We start from the raw sequence: 18,482 nt of genomic DNA, 5'->3' as shown, positions 1-18,482 counted from the left end.
CGGCTTTATGGCATGAAGACGCCGCTCGCGCCATGGGTTGATTTTATATAAGTTACCTATATCGTAGGCAGACTACGATCTGGACAGATATTTCAAGTTTGCCATTACTTGAAAAAAGTGCTTGAATCGCAGTATGGCTACGATTGGAAAGAGCAAACTAAACGCGCTCTATACCCGCCTGGTCCCTGGAATTCCACTGACCTCAGAAGACTTGGCGGCCCTGGGGATCTCCGCGGACCTGGCCGTGCACTATGTGCGCGCCGGCTGGCTCACGCGTCTGACACGCGGCGTGTTCTGTCGTCCCAACGACACCCTGGCCCTGCATCCGAGCCTCCTTCTGCTGCAGCGACAGCTGGCGGGCTTGCACGTGGGCGGCAAGTCGGCGCTGGACTGGTACGGCGTGCGCCAGTATGTGGCGCAGCAGCCAGTACTTCAGCTTTATGGTTGGGCGGCGGGGCACCTGCCGGACTGGTTCACTGGGCGCTTTCCGGCCGAGTACCACCGCAAGCGGCTGTTCGACGAACAACCGGGCGCCTTGCTGCACGCCGGCCCTTTCGAGAAGCGCGACGGGGCGGCGCAGGTGGCTGAACCGGAGCGCGCCTTGTTGGAGTTGCTGAGCGAGGTAGGCGTACGCCAGCCGCTGCAGGAAGCCCGCGAACTTGTGGAGAGCACCTACAGCCTGCGCGCCAATGTGCTGGGCGAGCTGCTGCGGCGGTGCACGAGCGTCAAGACCGTACGGTTGTGCCTGCAGCTCGGCCGCGAGGCCTCTGTGCCCTGGGCGGCCAAGCTCGATCCAGCCACGCTGCCAACGGGCAGCGGCCGGCCCTGGGTGTCCCGTTCGGCCGACGGCCTGTTGGTGCTCAAGCCATGAACCCCGCCTATCTGGAGACCGCGCGCCTGTTGATACAGGTGGCGCCGCTCGTCTTTGCGGACGACACCTTCGCCCTGAAGGGTGGCACCGCGATCAATCTGTTCGTGCGCGACATGCCGCGCCTGTCGGTGGACCTGGATCTGGTATTCCCCGATCACACGCTGCCGCGCGACGCGGCGCTGGCGCGCTTCAACGAAGCTATTCGCCAAGCGTCTGAGCGCTTGAAGAGGCGAGGCTTCCAGACGCACGCCCCGGCAGCGCTGGCAGGCGAAACCAAGCTGCTGGTGCGCCGCGGCTCGGTTCAGGTGAAGATCGAAGTCAACTTCGTGATGCGGGGCACCGTGCGGCCGGTGCGCCGAGCCGCGCTCACGCCGGCCGCGCGTGACATCTTGATGGCTGACCTGGAGATTCCGGTGGTGTCGCTGGAGGACGTGTACGGCGGCAAGCTGGTGGCGACGCTGGACCGCCAGCATCCGCGCGACCTGTTCGACGTGATGCAGCTCTTTGCGCATGAAGGCATCACACCCGGCATCCGCCGCGCCTTCGTGGTCTACCTGGCCAGCAGCAACCGGCCGGTGCACGAAGTGCTGTTTCCGCCGCTGCGCGACATCCGGCACGACTTCGAGCACAACTTCCAGGGCATGACGGCCGAGCCGGTGCCGCTCGACGCACTGCTCGCGGCCCGGGAGCGCCTCACGCGTGAGATCCAGCAGGGGCTCGACGACGATGAGCGGCGCTTCCTGCGATCGCTGGTCGCCGGCGCACCCGAGTGCGCGCTGCCAGGCATCGGGCATCTGGAAGATCTCCCGGGCGTGCGATGGAAGCTCCACAACCTGGCGCAGCTGCAAAAGACAAACCCGAAGAAGTTTGCCGAACAGGCCGAGACGCTGACCGCTCGGCTGGCCACCGTGGCTTCGAGTGCGAGTGTCCCGCTGTCTTCAAGGAAGGAATGAGCATGGACATCCGTCAGCTGCGCTATTTCGTCAAGGTCGTCGAGCTCAAGAACATCACGACCGCGGCGGAGGCGCTTTTCATCGCCCAGCCTTCCTTGAGCCAGCACATGGCCAATCTGGAGTCGGAGCTCGGCGTCACCTTGCTGGAACGCAGTGTTCACGGCACGCGGGCCACGGCCATCGGCGAGCTGCTCTATCGCCATGCGAAGACGATCCTGCGGCAGTTCGAAGACACCCGCTCGGCCATCCGGCAGGAGAGCGAATCGCCTTCGGGCCGGGTGGCCATCGGGTTCCCGACCAGCACCTCGCGCATCCTGGCCGCGCCGCTGCTGGCGCGGCTGCAGGAGCGCTATCCGCTGATCGAACTGGAAATGGTGGAGGCCTCCAGCGGGGACTTGACGGGGCAGGTGGCGGCCGACCGGCTGGCGCTGGCGGTCACGATGGATGCCCGGGCCGATTCGCGCCTGCGCATCGAGCCGATCCTGGAGGAAGAACTGTTCGTGGTGGTGGCCTCGTCGCAAAAAGCACCGCGCGCCTTCGGCATCGAGGCCTTTGCCAAGCTGCCGCTGCTGCTGCCCACGCATCCGAATTCGGTGCGCGTGGCCACCGAGCGGCTGCTGCGCGATCGCCAACTGAAATTCCGCCTGGTGGCCGAAACCAGCGCAGTGGAAATCCTGATCCTGGCCGTCGAGCGCGGGCTCGGTGCCACGGTGCTGCCGACCGCGGCCTTTGCGCTGGCGCAGCAGCATGGCCGCGTGCGCGGCGTTCCCATCAAGGGACGGCCGCTGCTGCGCGAGCTGTCGCTGAGCCTGTCGGCCCCGGCGGCGCACAGTCCCGCCGTGCAATGCGTGCGCGAACTGCTGCTGCAAGTGATCGACGAGGAGATCGCAAGCAAGCGCTGGAAGGGCGTGCGGCGGTTCAGCGACGCAGGCTAGGGCGGTGCGCTCCTTCGCGAGCACCTCATGCTCATTCCACGCGGATGTTGTTCCTGGTGATGAAGGCACTCCAGAAAGCCTGGTCATCGATCGCGCGGCGGCGGATATCCGCTTCGCCGCCGCTCATGGCCGGCAGCGAGAGGTCGGCCAGCCGGGCCTTGACGGCCGGATCCGCCATCACCTTCTGCAGCGCGGCGTTGAAGGTGGCAACGACCTTCGGATCCAGGCGCGCCGGGCCGGCAATCGCGTACCAGCCGGGCATCGGCGGCACGTTCAGTCCCGCCTCCTTCACCGTCGGCACCTGGGGCCACTGCGGCACGCGGCTGGCGCCGAGCACCGCCACCGCCTGCACCTTGCCCGACTGCACCTGCGGCAGCGCCGGGCCGACGACGCTCACCATGGCGTCGACCTCGCCCGCCAGCACGCCCGTGAGCGCCGCGGCCGAGCCCTTGTAGGGCACGTGCATCAGCTTGACGCCCGCGGTCGCGGCGATCAGTTCCATCGCGATGTGGGTGGAGTTGCCGATGCCGGCGCTGCCGAAGGTCAGTTCGCCGTTCTTCGTCTTCGCCTGCTCGAGAAACTGCGCGAAGGTCTTGATGCCGCTCTTGTTGCTCGTCACCAGCACGAAGGGCGTATCGGCCACGGGCGCAAGAAAGGTGAAGTCCTTCAGCGGATCGTAGGGCAGGCTCTTGTACAGGGCTGGGTTGAAGGCGATCTGCGACACGCCCGCGAGCACCAGCGTGTAGCCGTCGGCGGGCGCCTTGGCCACGGCGCCCAGGGCCACGAGGCCGTTGGCCGCCGGATTGTTCTCCACCACCACCGCCTGGCCCAGCTGCTGGGCGAGCCGGTCGCTGAGCAGGCGCGCGATCACGTCCGATCCCGAACCCGCGCCCTGCGGCACCACGAGCTTGACCGGCCGTACGGGCCAGGGCGATTGGGCCTGCGCCGCGAGAGGCACGGATAGGAGCGGCGTGCCGGCCAGTGCCAGCATGGAAACGAACGAGCGACGGGTGACGGGGGGCATGGCGTGCCTCTCTCTTGGCATGTTGAAGGAAGAACGGGAGAGCGAAGTGCTTAGCGCAGCGCGCCGCGCAGCGGAAGATCGAACCAGCTGGCGTCGGCGCCGCGAAGGATCTCCAGGCGCGGCGGCCGCCCGTGCGGCACCTGCGGGCCGTGGCCTTCGTCGCTGCCGCCGATCGACAGCCGTATGCGGCTGCCCGCCGCAAAAGTCCACGAGACCGGCAGCAGCGCGAAGTTCAGGCGCGCGGGCTCGTGGGGCACCAGCAGCCGGGCCGAGGCACGGTCGCAGGTGTTCACGGGCCAGCTCGCCACGTAGTCCGGCGAATGCGACAGGCCTTCGCGGTGCAAGGCCCGCAGCAGGCCTTCGGTGACGTAGCGGCAGCTGCCGTCGGCCAGCACTTCGCTCAGATAGACGTAGACGGCCGCGTCGGTCTCCGACGATGCGAGCAGCAGGCTCGCGCTCACATGGCCCGTCAATTCGGCGGATGCAGCCAGCGGTGCGCTGGTGTAGTGCAGGTATCGCGCCTGGCGCTCGGTCCAGTCGGGGTAGTAGTGCTCGATGCCGACGGCACCCAGCCGTTCCAGCCGCGTCTGGCGGCCGGTCGAGACGGAGAAGTCGACCTGGTAGCTGTCGCGGCCCGGGGCGGGTGCGTGCAGCGCCAGCACGCCGTTCGCATCGGGATGGACGCGGCAGGTTCCCGCGACTGGCGGCCATGCATCGGCGGCCTGCCACTTCTCGTCGTGGATGGTGAAGTAGTGCACCGGCTGCTCCCTGTCGAGCCCGGTATCGATGCCGCGCAGGTGATGGTCGAAGAAGCGCAGCACTTCGGCCAGCAGCGGAAAGTCCGAGCCGGTCTGCTCGCGCCAGGGCGAGACGTTGCTGCGCGCACCATGGTCCCAGGGGCCGAGCAGCAGGCGGTGCTGGTGCCTGGGCAGCGTCAGGAAGCGCGTGATCGCCGAGTTGCTGTAGCCGGCACCGTCGTACCAGCCCGAGACGGAGTAGATCGCCACGTCCTCGGGAATCTGGCGCGCGTAGTGGCCGGGGCTGCACACGTCCAGCGTCAATGCGGGGTCGTGCAGCGTTGCGTCGTGCCGGAACGGAAGCTCGCGCGCCATGTCGTTCAGCCGGCAGTTGCTGCGGTGCTGGTGCAGCGCCTGGGCCAGCAGCCGGCCATCGGCATCGGCGTCCACCGGCTGCGGCCCCGCGAACAGCGGGTTGCCGTAGTACGCGAACTTGGCAAGGGCCGGGCGGTCGTCCTGGTCGAGCGCGACCATCAGTTCGTCGTAGCGGCCGGTCCAGATGGTCGAGAGCACGCCGCCCACGTAGAGCTGGTCGGTGTAGATGTCGGTCACGGCGAACAGCGGTGCGATGGCCTTGACGGCGGGGTGCCGCGTGCTTGCGAGGAACACCGCCGCCGCGCCCAGGTACGAAATGCCGGTCGAGCCGATGCGCCCGTCGCTCCAGGGCTGCTGCACGATCCACTCGGCGATCTCGTGGTAGTCGTCGCGCTCCTTCGGCGAGCGCAATGCGTCGCGCGTGCCAAAACTCGCGCCGGTGCCCCGCACGTCCACCACCACCACCGCGTAGCCATGCGGCACGAAGAAGTCGCGGTAGCGGCCGCAGTTGGGGCTGGCCTCCACCGTGGGGTCGGTGGTCACGAAGCGCCGGTAGTAGGGCGTGAAGATGACGATGGTGGGCAGGCGGGCGGGCGGCTGCGCGCCGTTGCTCGCCTGGGGCAGGTAGTAGTCGAGCGCAATGCGGCAGCCGTCGCGCATCGTGACGTAGAGCGACTCCGGCCGCCCGGGCAGGCCGAAGGCGGGCTTGCGCCCGGCGAGGTAGGCGCTGGGCGGCAGGTGCCAGGCGCCTGGCGTGCTATCGCGGTCCGACATGAGCGGGGTACTTTTCCTGAAGACAGAGGGATGGTGTTGCCACCGTTCCGCCATTCTGGGAATGCGAGCCCGCGTTGAAAAATGCGAAATCCCGATTGATCCATAGGTTGAGCCTATGGAAGGAGGCGATGCTCCACCGCGGCCGAGCAACCTGCCGACACATCAGAACCCGACAGTCGTTCTCAAGGCTTTCTCAGCCGCTGTCCCGGGACGCTCCGTCGGCCTGGAAGAACCCGGCGTCCTGCAGGCTGCGCAGCACGATGTCCAGGATGCGCGCCGTCGTGTCGCTGCGGTGGTGCGCCAGGTACGAAAAGTAGTAGGGCACGTTCGGCACCGCCGGCTTGGCGCGCAAAATTTGCAGGGATTTTTCGGCGACCTGCCGGCGCGTGATCGATGCTGGCAGCATGGCAATCGCATGGCCGGAGGCGACCAACGCCACCATGAGCGAGAGCGAGTTGCAACTGCTGTACTCCTCGAACGAATAGCCGTCCGAGGCCAGCCAGCGCGATGCCGATTCATGCAGGGTCGACGGCGGCGCATTGCAGACGATGCGGTGGTTCAAGGCGTGGGCCGGCAAAAAGTCTTCGTCGGGCATCATCAGGTCGTGGGCCGCCACCCACTGGTGTTCGGTCAGTCCGATGAACTGGCTTGTCACGTCGGGCTGGCTGCTTTGCCCCGTGTGCAGCGCCATGTCCAGTTCGTGGTTGTTGATCTTCTGAAGCAGCTGGGCGCCTCCGCCCACCGTCAGGTCCACGCGAAGCGCCGGATAACAGTCCTTGATGTCCTTGAGGATCTGCGGCATCCCGATGATCGCGCAGGACTCGTCCACTCCCATGCGCACCAGGCCGGTGATGGTGCGCCGCAGATCGAGCCGCGCCATGTCCTGCGCCGACGCCAGCACGCGCTCCGCATAGACCAGCACGTTGCGTCCCAGCTCTGTCACCAGCAGGCGCTGGCTCTGGCGTTCGAACAGCTGGATACCCAGTTCCTCCTCCAGGTCGCGGATGCGGTGCGAGATCGCCGGCTGGGTGAGATGCAGGTGGCGCGCCGCTGCATGCACCGTGCCGAGACGCGCGGTCCACACGAAAGCTTCCAGCTGGTGGAGGGTGAACCTCGTTGATAAAGAACTCGAATCAACCATCGTGAGAATTGATCAGTATCGGTGCCGGGAGCGGCTGCCTACGATTGCCGTCATTCACAACGACGATATCCGAAATGACTGCCATCGAACGAGGAGAGTTGCCGCCGCCATGCACGCTGCAACTGCTGGCCCTGCTGAAGGAGGCCGAGCCGGCCACCATCGGCCACTTTCATGATCGCGGCTTCCTGCATGGGCGGATCAAGGCCATGGCTGCGGTGGCGCGCAGCGTCGGCACTGCCGTCACCGTGCGTTGCGAGGGCTCGGACGGATCCATCCTGCATCACGCGCTGGGACAACTGCGGGCCGGCGATTTCCTGTTCGTCGACCGCGCGGGCGACGAGACGATCGCGTGCATGGGAGGCGCCAGCATGCTCGCGGCGCGCCTTCGCGGTGTCGCAGGCGTGGTGGTCGATGGCTGCGTCACGGACATTGCGGAGCTGCGCGAGCTCGGCGTGCCGGTGTGGGCCCGCGGCCTGAGCGCCCGCACCACCCGCGCCAGCGGGCACGCGGGCAGCTTCTGCCGGCCAGTGGACTGCGGGGGCGTGCGCGTGCATCCCGGCGATGCCGTGCTGGCTGACGAAAACGGCGTTCTGGTGATGCGGCCCGACGAGGCGTGGGCCTTGGCCCGGAAGGCGATCTTGCTGCAACAGGCGGAGCAGCAGACGCTGTCACGGCTGCGCGCCGGCGAGTCCTATTCCGACGTGCTGGACACGCGCCTTGTTTTCCAGGAGGCAGCGGCATGACGAGCGCCCATCAGACCAGGCCGCCCGCCTTCGCACCGATGGCGGAACTGTCCCGTGCCTTGCGAACCGGAGAGACGAGTTCGGTGATCCTCACGCGGGAGTGCCTTCGCCGCATCGCAGCGCACGACGCTGTCTTCAAGAGCTTCCTGGCGGTCTACGAAGAAGAGGCCTTGGCGGCGGCGGCCCTCGCAGACGAGGAACTTCGCGCAGGCCACGACCGCGGCCTGCTGCACGGCATTCCGTTGGCGCTGAAGGACCTGGTGAACATCCAGGGCAAGCCCACGACGGCGGGCTCACCGCTGCTGTCGGCCAACATCGCGCAACAGGACGCAGCCATCGTTCGGCGCATTGCCGACGCCGGCGGCGTCATCGTCGGCAAGACCCACATGGTGCAGTTCGCGCTGGGCGCCTGGGGCACCAATACGCACATGGGCACGCCACGCAATCCGGCCGGCCGCGCCATGGACACGCTGGTGGCAGGCGGCTCCAGCAGCGGATCGGCCGTGGCCGTGGCAGCCCACCTGGTGCCGTGGGCGATCGGCTCCGACACCGGCGGCTCGGTTCGCGTACCCGCGGCCTTCTGCGGCATCGTGGGCTTCAAGCCCACCATCGATGCGCTGCCGCGCGAGGGCGTCTATGCGCTCAGCGAGAGCCTGGACAGCGTGGGCCTGCTCGCGTCGTCGGTGCAGGATGCCCGGCTGTGCTTCGAGGCGCTCGCCGGCGCGCCCGGTTCGGGCGCGGACGCCCGCCAGCGGATCGGCGTCCTGGAGGCGGATGAACTCGCGCCGCTCGCGCCGGCCGTCGCGCGATGCCAGGCACAGTGCCTGCAAAGGCTCGAGCAGGCGGGTTTCAGCCTGGTGCCATTCCGGTTTCCGGCGCCGCTGGCGGCGTTCAAGGAACCCACCAATGCCATCATGATCGCCGAAGGCGCCTGGGTGAACAACCGGTTCCTGGACGACCCGGACGCACCGATGGATCCGTCGGTGCGGTCGCGGCTTGTCGCCGCCCGGGCGACCACGGCCGTGCAGTACCTGCAGGCCCAAACCACCGCGTCGCGCTGGCAGCAGGAGTTCGCCGGCGAGATGGACAGGCTCGGGCTGTCCGCCGTCGCCATGCCCGTCACGGCGATGACCGCGCCGCGCCTCGAGGACGTCGACCACAACGTGGCGCCGGTCCACTTCACCCGCCCGGTCAACCTGCTCGCGCTGTGCGGTATCTCGCTTCCCGCGGGTGAGGACGACGACGCACGGCCCATCGGGCTGCAACTGGTCGGGCGCGCGGGATGCGATCACGCACTGCTGGGTGTCGCTGCCGATGTCGCCGCCGCACTGCATCCGTCTCGAATTCCGTCGCAGGAGGTGCGCAATGCTTAGCAAGCTGGCTGCCGTCCTGCTGGCATTCGTCGTTCCGTGCGCGGCCGCCCAGGACTACCCGCACAAGCCGGTGCGCCTGATCGTCCCGTTTCCTCCGGGCGGCAGCGTGGATCTGGTCGCGCGCCTGGTCGGCAAGAGCCTGCAGGACGCGCTGAAGCAGCCCTTCGTGGTCGACAACAAGCCGGGTGCCTCCGGCAACGTCGGTGCCGCCTACGTCGCCAAGGCGCCGCCGGATGGCTACACGCTGCTGGTCGGCAGCGCCGGTGTCTTTGCCGCCAACCAGTTCCTGTATGCCAATCCGCCATTCGATCCGCTGCAGGCCTTTGCGCCCATCATGCGGATCGTCGATCAGCCCAACATCCTGGTCGTGGGCCAGCAGTCGCCCGTGCGCAGCGTCAACGAGTTGATCGCGCTGGCCAAGGCACGCCCGGGAAAGCTGAGCTTCGGCAGCGCGAGCGTCGGTTCCGCCCAGCACTTCTCTACCGAGATCTTCATGCAGCAGGCCGGCGTGGAGCTCCTGCACGTTCCCTACAAGGGAGGCGCGCCGGCGCTCGTGGATCTGATGGGCGGGCAGATCGACATGCTGTTCGACACCTCGCCGACGGCCTTGCCTTACGCCAGGAGCGGCAAGCTGCGTGCGCTGGCCATCACCAGCCGACAGCGCTCGCCGCTGCTTCCGGACGTTCCCACGATGAAGGAAGCGGGGCTGCCCGACTTCGAGGTCGTCACCTGGACCGGCATTGCCGCGCCGGCCGGCACACCCCAGGCCGTGATCGACAGGCTCAACGCCGCGATCAAGACCGCGCTGCGCGGCGAGTTGCGTAGGCAGCTCGAGGAGACCTCCCTCATTCCGGTCGGGGACTCGCCCGAAGCCTTCCGGGAGTTCATGCGCAAGGACGCGGACAGCTACGCGCGCCTCGTGAAGGCCGCCAAGATCACGCCCCAGTGATCTTGCAGGGCGGTCCGGACGACGAATTTTTCACTCTCTTGATTGGATGCTGACATGAAGATTGCCTTGATACGTGTTGCGTGTGCCCTCTCACTGGCAATGGCAGGGCCGGCGTTCGCAGGGGACTACCCGGACAAGCCCATCCGCATCGTGGTTCCCTATCCGCCGGGCGGCGCGTCCGACACGGTGTCGCGCCTGATCGGGCAGCAGCTGTCGCAACGCCTCAAGCAGCCCGTGGTCGTCGAGAACAAGCCGGGTGCCACCGAACAGATCGCGGCCAGCTTCGTCGCCAAGGCGAACCCGGACGGCTACACGATCCTGCTGGCCTCCACCGCGGGACTTTCGGTCAATCCGACCCTCTACAAGGGACGCCTCGCCTACGACCCGGAAAAGGACCTCGCGCCGATCGTGCTGGCCGTGACCCTGCCCAGCGTGGTCATGGTTCATCCTTCGATGCCGGTCAATTCGTTCGACGAGCTCACGGCGTTCGCGCGGTCTTCGGCGACACCGATCAACTACGCTTCCAGCGGCGCCGGCAACCCCAGCCACCTGGGCATGGAGCTGTACAAGCGCGCGGCGTCCATCGACATGACGCATGTGCCTTACAAGGGTGGCGCGCCCGCGCTCCAGGATCTGATGTCCGGCCAGGTGTCCGTGATGATGGCCATCGGTCCGGAGTCGATGCCGATGGCCAAGGCCGGCCGGATGAAGGCGCTTGCAGTGACGACAGCGAAACGCTCGCCCGCCTATCCCGGACTGCCCGCAGTCTCCGAGACCAAGGGCTTTGCCAACTTCGAGCTGCTGCACTGGTTTGCACTGCTGGCACCCGCCCGGACGCCCGACGCCGTCATTGCGCTGCTGAACAAGAACGTGAACGACATCCTGAAGGACCCGGAGGTGAAGAACAAGCTTCTCGAGATGGGAATGGAGCTCGAAGGCGGCTCGCCGCAGCGGCTGGCCGAAACGATCAAGCGGGACCGCCTCAAGTGGGAGAAGGTGATCATCGAATCGAACATCCGGATCGATTGATCCGCACCGACCCACATCATCATCCGAAAGAGAGAACCGACATGGTCTTTGCTGGCGAAGGCATCCTGATTTCATCGATGGAAGTGCTCCCCGAGGAGGAGGCCGACTTCAACGAGTGGTTCGACCGTGAGCACCTGGCCGAGAGAGTGGCAATTCCCGGTTTTCTCGAGGCGAGACGGTATGAATCCGTCGGCGCGCCGACGCGCTACCTGCAGATCTACAACACCACGCGGTTCGATGTGCTGGACAGTGCGCCTTACCGGGCAGCCCTGGCGAGCCAGACCGAGTGGTCGAATCACCACATTTCACGATTCATCGCGCCGACGCGCGTGGTCGGACGCCTGGTGCACAGCGCGGGGGTCGCGCGAGGCGTCGCAGTCGCACTTATGCGACTTCGGCCGTCCGGTGATCCGGCCATGATGCCGGCGCTTGCGGGCGTTCTGGAAGTGCTCGACCAACCGGGCACGGCTTCGATCCACTTTGTCGAGGCCGATGCTGGCCTTTCCAGGCCGGTGACGGCGGATTCGGGCTACGTGGGCAGCGAGGACTGTTATGTGCTTATCGAGTGCACCAGCGAGGCCGCCGCCGGGAAAATCATCGCCCGACTGGGAGCGCCAGTGCAGAAGTATGGAGAACTCATCGACGCGCGAGTTTTCCGGTATCGCATGGATATCAGCGCGTAAGACGACCTCCAGCGCGGGTTCCGCCGTGCAGGCGCTCGCTTCTCCCGCTCATCCAGGCTTCAGTTGGCGCAGCGCGCTTCGAGCGCGTCGATGAAGGCGCGGTCCCATCGGCCTTCCTTCATGGCCCGGATGGTCTCCGCCTCCGTTGCGAGGTGCGCGCGTGCCTTCTCGATCAGCAACTCGGCCTCGTCTGGCGCGAAGGCCATCAGCCCGTCCTGGTCGCCGACCACGATGTCGCCGGGATTGACGACCATCCCGCCGACGGACACCGGCACGTTGATCTCGCCGGGGCCGTCCTTGTAGGGACCGCGGTGGGTGACGCCGCGCGCATACACCGGGAACTCGCGCGCACGGACCTCGGCCACGTCGCGGATCGCGCCATCGACCACCACGCCCAGGATGCCGATGTGCGCGGCGTAGAACGAGAGGATGCCGCCGACCACCGCGTTGTTGAGGTCGCCGCCGGCATCGATCACCAGCACGTCGCCGGGCCGGCAGAATTCGAGCGCGCGCAGGTACGTGAGGTTGTCGCCTCCGCGCGAGCGTGCCGTGACGGCCGTGCCCGCCATGGTCCGCGCCGTTGGGCGGTGGTAGGGATGCAGGCCGATGCTGCCGATGTTGCGGTGCATGTTGTCACTGAGCGCCGCGACGGGCATCTCGCGCAGTGCGGCGAGGATCTCGGGCGCCACCGGTGCGGCCGACGGGTTCTTGCGGATGGCTTTGTAGGGCATGGTGTTGTCCTCGGAAATTCAGTCAGGCGCGCGTCAGCGCAGGGCGGCCACGGCCCGTGCGATGCGCGCGCAGCCTTCCTCCAGCGTCTCGATCGACGTGGCAATGGAAAGGCGGAAGTAGGGCGACAGGCCGTAGGCGGTGCCCGCGACCACGGCCACGCCTTCGCTCTCGAGCAGGTACATCACCACGTCGCCGTCCTGGTCCAGCCGCTTGCTCTCTGGCGTGGTCTTGCCGATCAGGCCGCCGCAGTGGATGTACAGGTAGAAGGCGCCCGGCGGCGGGCTGCAGTGCAGGCCGGGGATGTCGTTGATCAGCGCCAGGGTGCGGTCGCGGCGCTGCTTGTAGATGGCCACGCTCTCGGCCACGAAGTCCTGGTTGCCGTCGAGCGCCGCCGCGGCGGCCGCCTGGCTCACCGAGCAGCAGTTGCCGGTGGACTGCGACAGCAGTGTGTTCATCGCCTGGACCAGATCCGCCGGGCCGGCCGCGTAGCCGATGCGCCAGCCGGTCATCGCATAGGTCTTGGAGACGCCGTTGATCACCAGCGTGCGCTCGCGCAGCGCAGGCGCAACCGCAAGCAGGTGCGGCGTCGCCTGGCCGTCGAAGCGGATGTGCTCGTAGATGTCGTCGGTCATCACCATCACTTGGCGGTGGCGCTGCAGCACCTCGGCCAGCGCGCGATATTCGTCGGCGGTGTAGCTGGCGCCGGTCGGGTTGCTCGGCGAGTTGATCAGCAGCCAGCGCGTGCGCGGCGTGATCGCGGCCTCCAGCTGCGCTGGCGTCAGCTTGAAGCCGTTGGCCTCGGGGCAGGCCACGGTGACCGGCGTGCCTTCGCAGGCCAGCACCATGTCGGGATACGACACCCAGTAGGGCGCGGGAATGATCACCTCGTCGCCCGGCTCCAGCGTGACGGCGAGCGCGTTGTAGATCGCGCTCTTGGCGCCGCTGGTGGCGATGATCTCGTTCATCGCGTAGTGCAGGCCGTTCTCGCGCTCCAGCTTGGCGGCGATGGCTTGGCGCAGCTCCACCGTGCCGGCCATCAGGGTGTAGCGCGTCGCGCCTTTCTCGATGGCGGCGGCGGCGGCCTGCCGGATGTGGGGCGGCGTGTCGAAGTCGGGCTCGCCCACCACGAGGTTCACGATCGACTTGCCCTGGCGGCGCAGTTCGTTGGCGCGGTCGGCGGCCGAAGTGCTGGGCGAGGGCTTGATGCGCCGCACGCGGGCGGCAATGCGGGAGGGCGTCACTTGTCTTCCTGGGTTGGCGATGGCATGGACCGAACGGTACGCACATCGATCGCGCGAGGCCAAGACGAGATTGCACTGGTTGTATAGGCAGAGCTTATGGTGGGCCCCGATGGCCGCTGCGCGAGGGCGGTGCTAGGCTCGGCTTTTGCTTGGGGACACGGCGTGAACCTGCGACGCCTCAAATATTTCGTGAAGATCGTGGACATCGGCAGCCTGACGCAGGCGGCCGAGGTTCTTTTCATCGCCCAGCCCGCGCTGAGCCAGCAACTGGCCACGCTCGAGGGCGAGGTGCGCCAGCAGCTGCTGGTGCGCACCAAGCGCGGCGTCACGCCCACCGAGGCCGGCAAGGTGCTGTACCGGCATGCGCAGATCATCCTGCGCCAGTGCGAGCAGGCCCGCGTGGACATGGAAGCGGCCGGCGAAGGGCTGTCGGGCCAGGTGTCGGTGGGGCTTGCGCCCGGCACGGCGGCCTCGGCGCTCTCGCTGCCGCTCTTGCGCACGGTGCGTGCGCGCCACCCCGGCATCCTGCTCTACCTGAACGAAAACTACGGCACCACGCTGAGCGAGCTCATCATGAACGGCCGCATGGACCTGGCCGTGCTCTATGGCGACAAGGCGATCCACGGCCTCTCGTTCCTGCCGCTGCTCAAGGAGCCGCTGTTCCTGGTCGGGCCGGCCGCCATGCCGGCGCCGGCGCAGCCGGTGAAGCTGGCCGACCTGCGCGACATCGAGCTCTTCCTGCCGCGCCCCTACAACGTGGTTCGCAAGCTGGTCGACGCGGCCTTCGTGCGCGCGGGCATGGTGCCGCGCGTGGTGGCCGAGATCGAGTCGGCCTTCACGCTGACGGCCGCCATTGCCGACGGGCTGGGCGCCACCATCCTGCCGGCGTCGATGGCGCGCGAAGTGGTGGCGGCCTGCGGGGCCTGGCAGTTCCAGATCGTCGATCCGGTCATCGAGGCGCCGCTCGCGCTGTGCCAGTCCGACCACCTGCCGCTCTCGGAGCCGGCGCAGGCGGTGAAGAGCATCCTGCTCGAACTCGTGGTCGACCTGGCCGGCACCTTCGCGGCCACGCCCGAACCCGAACTGGCTGCGCTGTCGTAGCGTGCCGTCATAAGCCGGCCTTATCCCGGCACAGCCATTCCGTCTTGGGCTTTGTGCCCGCGGGCCGCTACCGTTCATGCCTGCCGTCACGCGTTCGCGGAATGCGTCGGCCACCAAGGATGTTCTGTCGCCACAGGCAGCCCCGGCATGAAGCAGGAACAGATCAAGACGCTCATCGACGCACTCGCGGCCTCGGACCTCGCGGAGCTGGAGTACAGCGAAGACGGCAGCACATTGCGGCTGGTGAAGCAATCGGCGCTGGCGGCCGTGCCCGCAGCCGCGCGGCGCCCGGCTGCTGCTGCGCGCAAGGCGCCCACCGCGGAGTCTGCGCAGCAGGCACCGCCGCCAGCCGCCGCGGCCGAATGCCTTGCGCCGCTCTACGGCGTGGTGCACCTGCAGTCCGCGCCGGGCGAGCCGCCCTTCGTGCAGCCGGGGCAGGCCGTCGAGGCCGGCCAGATGCTCTGCGTGATCGAGGCCATGAAGATGTTCAACGAAGTCCGCGCCGACGCTGCCGCCACCGTGCAGGCCGTGCTGGTGCGTTCGGGCCAGGAAGTGGAAGCAGGCGAGCCCCTGTTCCGCTTCGGTTGAGGAAAGCTGCGCGATGTTCGACACCGTCCTCATTGCCAACCGCGGCGAGATCGCCCTGCGCATCCTGCGCGCCTGCCACGGCCTGGGCCTCAAGACCGTGGTCGCGCATTCCGAGGCCGACAGCGAAGCCAGCTACGTCGCGCAGGCCGACCAAGCGCTGTGCATCGGGCCCTCCGCGCCGGGGCAGAGCTACCTGAACCAGTCCGCCATTCTGTTTGCCGCCGAACTCAGCGGCGCGCAGGCCATCCACCCGGGCTACGGCTTCCTGTCGGAGAACGCGGGCTTTGCCGCGCGCGTGGAGCAGGCCGGCCTCGTCTTCATCGGCCCCAGCGCCGCCTGCATCCGCACCATGGGCGACAAGGTCTCGGCCAAGCGCGCGATGCGCAAGGCTGGTGTGCCGTGTGTGCCGGGGCCCGACGAGCCGCTGCCGGACGACCCGGCCGCCGTGCAGGCCATCGCGCGCGAGATCGGCTATCCGGTGATCGTCAAGGCGGCGGGTGGTGGCGGCGGGCGCGGCATGCGCGTGGTACAGGGCGAAGCGGCGCTGCTCGATGCGATGGCGCTCACGCGCGAGGAAGCGCGCCAGGCCTTCGGCAACCCCGAGGTCTACATCGAGAAGTTCCTGCTGCACCCGCGCCACGTCGAGATCCAGGTGCTGGCCGACAGCCACGGCAACGCCATCTGGCTGGGCAGCCGCGACTGCTCGCTGCAGCGCCGCCACCAGAAGGTGATCGAGGAAGCGCCCGCGCCCGGCATCGATGAGGCGCTGATGGCCGAGGTGGGCGAGCGCTGCGCGGCCGCCTGCCGGCAGATCGGCTACTGCGGCGTGGGCACCTTCGAGTTCCTCTACGAGAAGGGCGCCTTCTATTTCATCGAGATGAACACCCGCCTGCAGGTCGAACACCCGGTGACTGAGATGACCGCGGGCATCGACATCGTGCAGCAGCAGTTGCGCATGGCGCGCGGCGAGCGCCTTGCGCTGGTGCAGCACGAGGTGCGCTGCCAGGGCCATGCGATCGAGTGCCGCATCAACGCCGAGAACCCGGACACCTTCGCGCCTTCGCCCGGGCGCATCACCGGCTGGCAGGTGCCGGGCGGCTTCGGCGTGCGGGTCGATTCGCACGCCAACGCCGGCTACCGCGTGCCGCCGTACTACGACTCGATGATTGCCAAGCTGATCGTGCACGGCAGCACGCGCACCGATGCGCTCGACCGCATGCGCCTGGCGCTCGCCGAGATGCGCATCGACGGCATCGCGACCAACGTGCCGCTGCACCGCGAGCTGCTGCGCGACGAGGGCTTTGCCGCCGGCGGCGTCGACATCCACCACCTCGAGCGCTGGCTGCAGCAAAGGAGCGCGGCATGACCGTGCAGCGGCCATCGATCAGCCTGCTGGGCACGACCGCGCTGATCTTCGAGGCGCCCGGCGAGATGAACCTCGACTCGCAGCAGCGCATCTGGGCGCTGGCGCACGAGACCCAGGCCTGGCCGGAGATCCGCGAAGCCGTGCCGGGCATGAACAACCTGATGCTGACCTTCCTGCACCCGCCGCGCGGCGCCGGCGCGCTCCAAGCCCTGGAGGCGCGCCTGCACGATGCGTGGGACGCGGCCGTCGCACGACCGCGCGAAGGCCGGGTGGTCGAGCTGCCCGTGGTCTACGGCGGCGCGGGCGGCCCGCACATGGCCGACGTGGTGGCGCACACGGGCCTCAGCATCGAGCGCATCGTCGAGCTGCACAGCGCGCCGCTCTACCCGGTGTATGCGCTCGGCAGCCATCCGGGCTACTGCTACCTGGGCGGCATGGACGCGCGCATTGCCACGCCGCGCCGCAAGGTGCCGGTGCTGAGCATCCCGGGCGGGGCGGTGTCGATCGGCGGGGCGCAGACCGGTGTCTCGGCCTCGGCCGGGCCCAGCGGCTGGAACACCATCGGCAGCACCTCGATGTGCTTCTTCGATCCCGCGCAGGACCCGCCCGCGGCGCTGCAGCCGGGCGACATGATCCGTTTTCGCGTGGAGGGCATCGTCCGATGATCGAAGTGCTTTCCTCGGCCGCGCTCGCCACCGTGCAGGACCAGGGGCGCACCGGCAGCCTGCGCTGGGGCGTGGGCACCTCGGGCGCCATGGACAACCTGGCGCTCGCGGCCGGCAACCTGCTGCTGGGTAATGCGCTGGATGCAGCCGCCATCGAAGTGCCGGTGTTTCCCTTCAAGGTGCGTTTCGGCGAGGACTGCGCCTTCGCGCTGACCGGCGCCGATTGCGCGGCCCGGCTGGACGAGCAGCCGCTGCTGCCCTGGTGGGTTCACCAGGCGCGGGCCGGGCAGGTGCTGGCGCTGGGCCTGCCGCAAGGCGGCGCGCATCAGCGCGGCAGCCGCGCCATGCTGTGCCTGGCCGGCGGGGTCGAGGTGCCCGAAGTGCTGGGCTCGCGCAGCACGCAGCTGCGTGGCGCCTTTGGCGGCCACGAAGGGCGTGCGCTGCGCCGGGGCGACGTGCTGCGCGCCGCCGCAGCGGGCGCTGCGTGCAAGACCGGCTTCGGCCTCGTGCCGCCCGCGCTCGCATTGCCGCTGCAGCAGGGCGGCGTGGCAGCCGTGCGCGTACTGCCCGCGGCCGAGTACATGGCGTTCGAGCCCGCGTCGCGCGACGCCTTCTGGGCCGGCGAATGGAAGATCACTGCGCAGAGCGACCGCTACGGCTACCGATTGGAGGGCGAGGCACTGCGCCCCATCGCACCGATGGAGCTGCGCTCGCACGGCATCGTGCCCGGCGTGATCCAGGTGCCGCACAGCGGGCAGCCGATCATCCAGATGCGTGACGCCCAGCCTTCGGGCGGCTACCCGAAGTTCGGCACGGTGATCGAGGCCGACATGTGGCGCCTCGGCCAGGCGCCGATCGGCAGCCGCGTGCGCTTCATCGAAACCACCTGGGACGAAGCGCTGGCCGCGCTCGACGAAGTGCGCGCCTGGCTCGACAAGGTGGCACGCATGGTGGAACTGCATCGCGGTGCGCCTGTTTCCGTAGCGAGGCAACCGGGATGACGCCTTGTTTTTTTATTCGCCGTGTCGTGTTTGGAGCGTGCTGTTCAGGGCGCGCTCCTGCCGACGGGGTACCTTGCTCCGCGAATGTCCCCCGCCTTCGGCTCCTCCTTTATTTCGCTGCGCAAGGCACCCCATCGACAGGAACGTTATGCGCAGCGGCGGTTGATCAGCGGTACACCACGAGCGTGCCCAAGTGCACAG

General features: G+C 68.1%; 18 protein-coding genes. 13 read left to right on the top strand and 5 right to left on the bottom strand.

The window, feature by feature from the left end; all coding sequences use genetic code 11:
- Positions 1–133: 133 nt before the first annotated feature.
- The 3 genes from AC1DSC_RS18210 to AC1DSC_RS18200 are packed head-to-tail and all read left to right on the top strand — an operon-like array spanning position 134 to position 2,759.
- A complete protein-coding gene (locus AC1DSC_RS18210; RefSeq protein ID WP_018904120.1) occupies positions 134–871 on the top strand; it encodes a type IV toxin-antitoxin system AbiEi family antitoxin domain-containing protein in 738 nt (245 codons plus the stop codon).
- Positions 868–1,824, top strand: coding sequence for a nucleotidyl transferase AbiEii/AbiGii toxin family protein (locus AC1DSC_RS18205; protein ID WP_018904121.1), 957 nt, complete (start codon positions 868–870; stop codon positions 1,822–1,824). Before AC1DSC_RS18210 ends, AC1DSC_RS18205 begins: the two co-directional genes overlap by 4 nt.
- A 2-nt stretch (positions 1,825–1,826) precedes the next feature.
- Positions 1,827–2,759, top strand: coding sequence for a LysR family transcriptional regulator (locus AC1DSC_RS18200; RefSeq protein WP_038106943.1), 933 nt, complete (start codon positions 1,827–1,829; stop codon positions 2,757–2,759).
- Positions 2,760–2,790: 31 nt separating this feature from the next.
- Here AC1DSC_RS18200 and AC1DSC_RS18195 read toward each other — a convergent pair whose 3' ends face one another.
- The 3 genes from AC1DSC_RS18195 to AC1DSC_RS18185 form a co-directional block, all read right to left on the bottom strand.
- The gene (locus AC1DSC_RS18195) at positions 2,791–3,783 is read right to left on the bottom strand and encodes a Bug family tripartite tricarboxylate transporter substrate binding protein (RefSeq protein ID WP_478131841.1); all 993 of its coding nucleotides are present in this window, start codon (positions 3,781–3,783) and stop codon (positions 2,791–2,793) included.
- Between the two features lie 50 nt (positions 3,784–3,833).
- Positions 3,834–5,669, bottom strand: coding sequence for a CocE/NonD family hydrolase (locus AC1DSC_RS18190; protein WP_018904124.1), 1,836 nt, complete (start codon positions 5,667–5,669; stop codon positions 3,834–3,836).
- A gap of 193 nt (positions 5,670–5,862) precedes the next feature.
- Positions 5,863–6,810: a LysR family transcriptional regulator gene (locus tag AC1DSC_RS18185; RefSeq protein WP_038106945.1), complete on the bottom strand. Its 948-nt coding sequence runs from the start codon at positions 6,808–6,810 to the stop codon at positions 5,863–5,865.
- Between the two features lie 74 nt (positions 6,811–6,884).
- Here AC1DSC_RS18185 and AC1DSC_RS18180 point away from each other — a divergent pair, with 74 nt between their 5' ends.
- From AC1DSC_RS18180 to AC1DSC_RS18160, 5 genes are all read left to right on the top strand, one after another.
- Entirely contained in the window at positions 6,885–7,553 is a 669-nt protein-coding gene (locus tag AC1DSC_RS18180) for an RraA family protein (protein WP_026283934.1), read from the top strand.
- Positions 7,550–8,926 (top strand): amidase, encoded by a 1,377-nt coding sequence (locus AC1DSC_RS18175; RefSeq protein ID WP_278881017.1) that lies wholly within the window; start codon positions 7,550–7,552, stop codon positions 8,924–8,926. The genes AC1DSC_RS18180 and AC1DSC_RS18175 overlap by 4 nt, the downstream gene beginning before the upstream one ends.
- A complete protein-coding gene (locus tag AC1DSC_RS18170) occupies positions 8,919–9,875 on the top strand; it encodes a Bug family tripartite tricarboxylate transporter substrate binding protein (protein WP_015866094.1) in 957 nt (318 codons plus the stop codon). Before AC1DSC_RS18175 ends, AC1DSC_RS18170 begins: the two co-directional genes overlap by 8 nt.
- A gap of 99 nt (positions 9,876–9,974) precedes the next feature.
- Positions 9,975–10,904, top strand: a complete 930-nt coding sequence (locus tag AC1DSC_RS18165) for a Bug family tripartite tricarboxylate transporter substrate binding protein (protein WP_018904128.1) — start codon at positions 9,975–9,977, stop codon at positions 10,902–10,904.
- A complete protein-coding gene (locus tag AC1DSC_RS18160; protein ID WP_278881020.1) occupies positions 10,901–11,587 on the top strand; it encodes a DUF4286 family protein in 687 nt (228 codons plus the stop codon). The genes AC1DSC_RS18165 and AC1DSC_RS18160 overlap by 4 nt, the downstream gene beginning before the upstream one ends.
- A gap of 59 nt (positions 11,588–11,646) precedes the next feature.
- Here the strand turns inward: AC1DSC_RS18160 and AC1DSC_RS18155 are convergent, their stop codons facing one another.
- On the bottom strand, positions 11,647–12,318 hold the full coding sequence (locus AC1DSC_RS18155) for an RraA family protein (RefSeq protein WP_018904130.1): 672 nt from the start codon (positions 12,316–12,318) through the stop codon (positions 11,647–11,649).
- Between the two features lie 33 nt (positions 12,319–12,351).
- Complete coding sequence (locus AC1DSC_RS18150; protein ID WP_369664604.1) at positions 12,352–13,560, bottom strand: aspartate transaminase; 1,209 nt, start codon at positions 13,558–13,560, stop codon at positions 12,352–12,354.
- A gap of 162 nt (positions 13,561–13,722) precedes the next feature.
- Between AC1DSC_RS18150 and nac the strand changes: the two genes are divergently transcribed.
- The 5 genes from nac to AC1DSC_RS18125 all read left to right on the top strand — a co-directional run bounded on the left by nac (position 13,723) and on the right by AC1DSC_RS18125 (position 18,281).
- Positions 13,723–14,661 carry a nitrogen assimilation transcriptional regulator NAC gene (gene nac, locus AC1DSC_RS18145; RefSeq protein ID WP_049826248.1) on the top strand — a complete coding sequence of 313 codons (939 nt, stop codon included), beginning with the start codon at positions 13,723–13,725 and terminating at the stop codon, positions 14,659–14,661.
- Between the two features lie 147 nt (positions 14,662–14,808).
- Positions 14,809–15,249, top strand: a complete 441-nt coding sequence (locus AC1DSC_RS18140; protein WP_018904133.1) for an acetyl-CoA carboxylase biotin carboxyl carrier protein — start codon at positions 14,809–14,811, stop codon at positions 15,247–15,249.
- A 13-nt stretch (positions 15,250–15,262) separates the two neighbouring features.
- Positions 15,263–16,615: an acetyl-CoA carboxylase biotin carboxylase subunit gene (gene accC / locus AC1DSC_RS18135; protein WP_018904134.1), complete on the top strand. Its 1,353-nt coding sequence runs from the start codon at positions 15,263–15,265 to the stop codon at positions 16,613–16,615.
- A complete protein-coding gene (pxpB, locus tag AC1DSC_RS18130; RefSeq protein ID WP_018904135.1) occupies positions 16,612–17,280 on the top strand; it encodes a 5-oxoprolinase subunit PxpB in 669 nt (222 codons plus the stop codon). Before accC ends, pxpB begins: the two co-directional genes overlap by 4 nt.
- The gene (locus tag AC1DSC_RS18125; protein WP_018904136.1) at positions 17,277–18,281 is read left to right on the top strand and encodes a 5-oxoprolinase subunit C family protein; all 1,005 of its coding nucleotides are present in this window, start codon (positions 17,277–17,279) and stop codon (positions 18,279–18,281) included. Before pxpB ends, AC1DSC_RS18125 begins: the two co-directional genes overlap by 4 nt.
- The last annotated feature ends 201 nt before the right edge of the window (positions 18,282–18,482 follow it).

Source organism: Variovorax sp. 01N425 (assembly GCF_056399465.1).
Note: the sequence above shows the minus strand (reverse complement) of the source record. Positions and strands in the feature narration are given on the sequence as shown.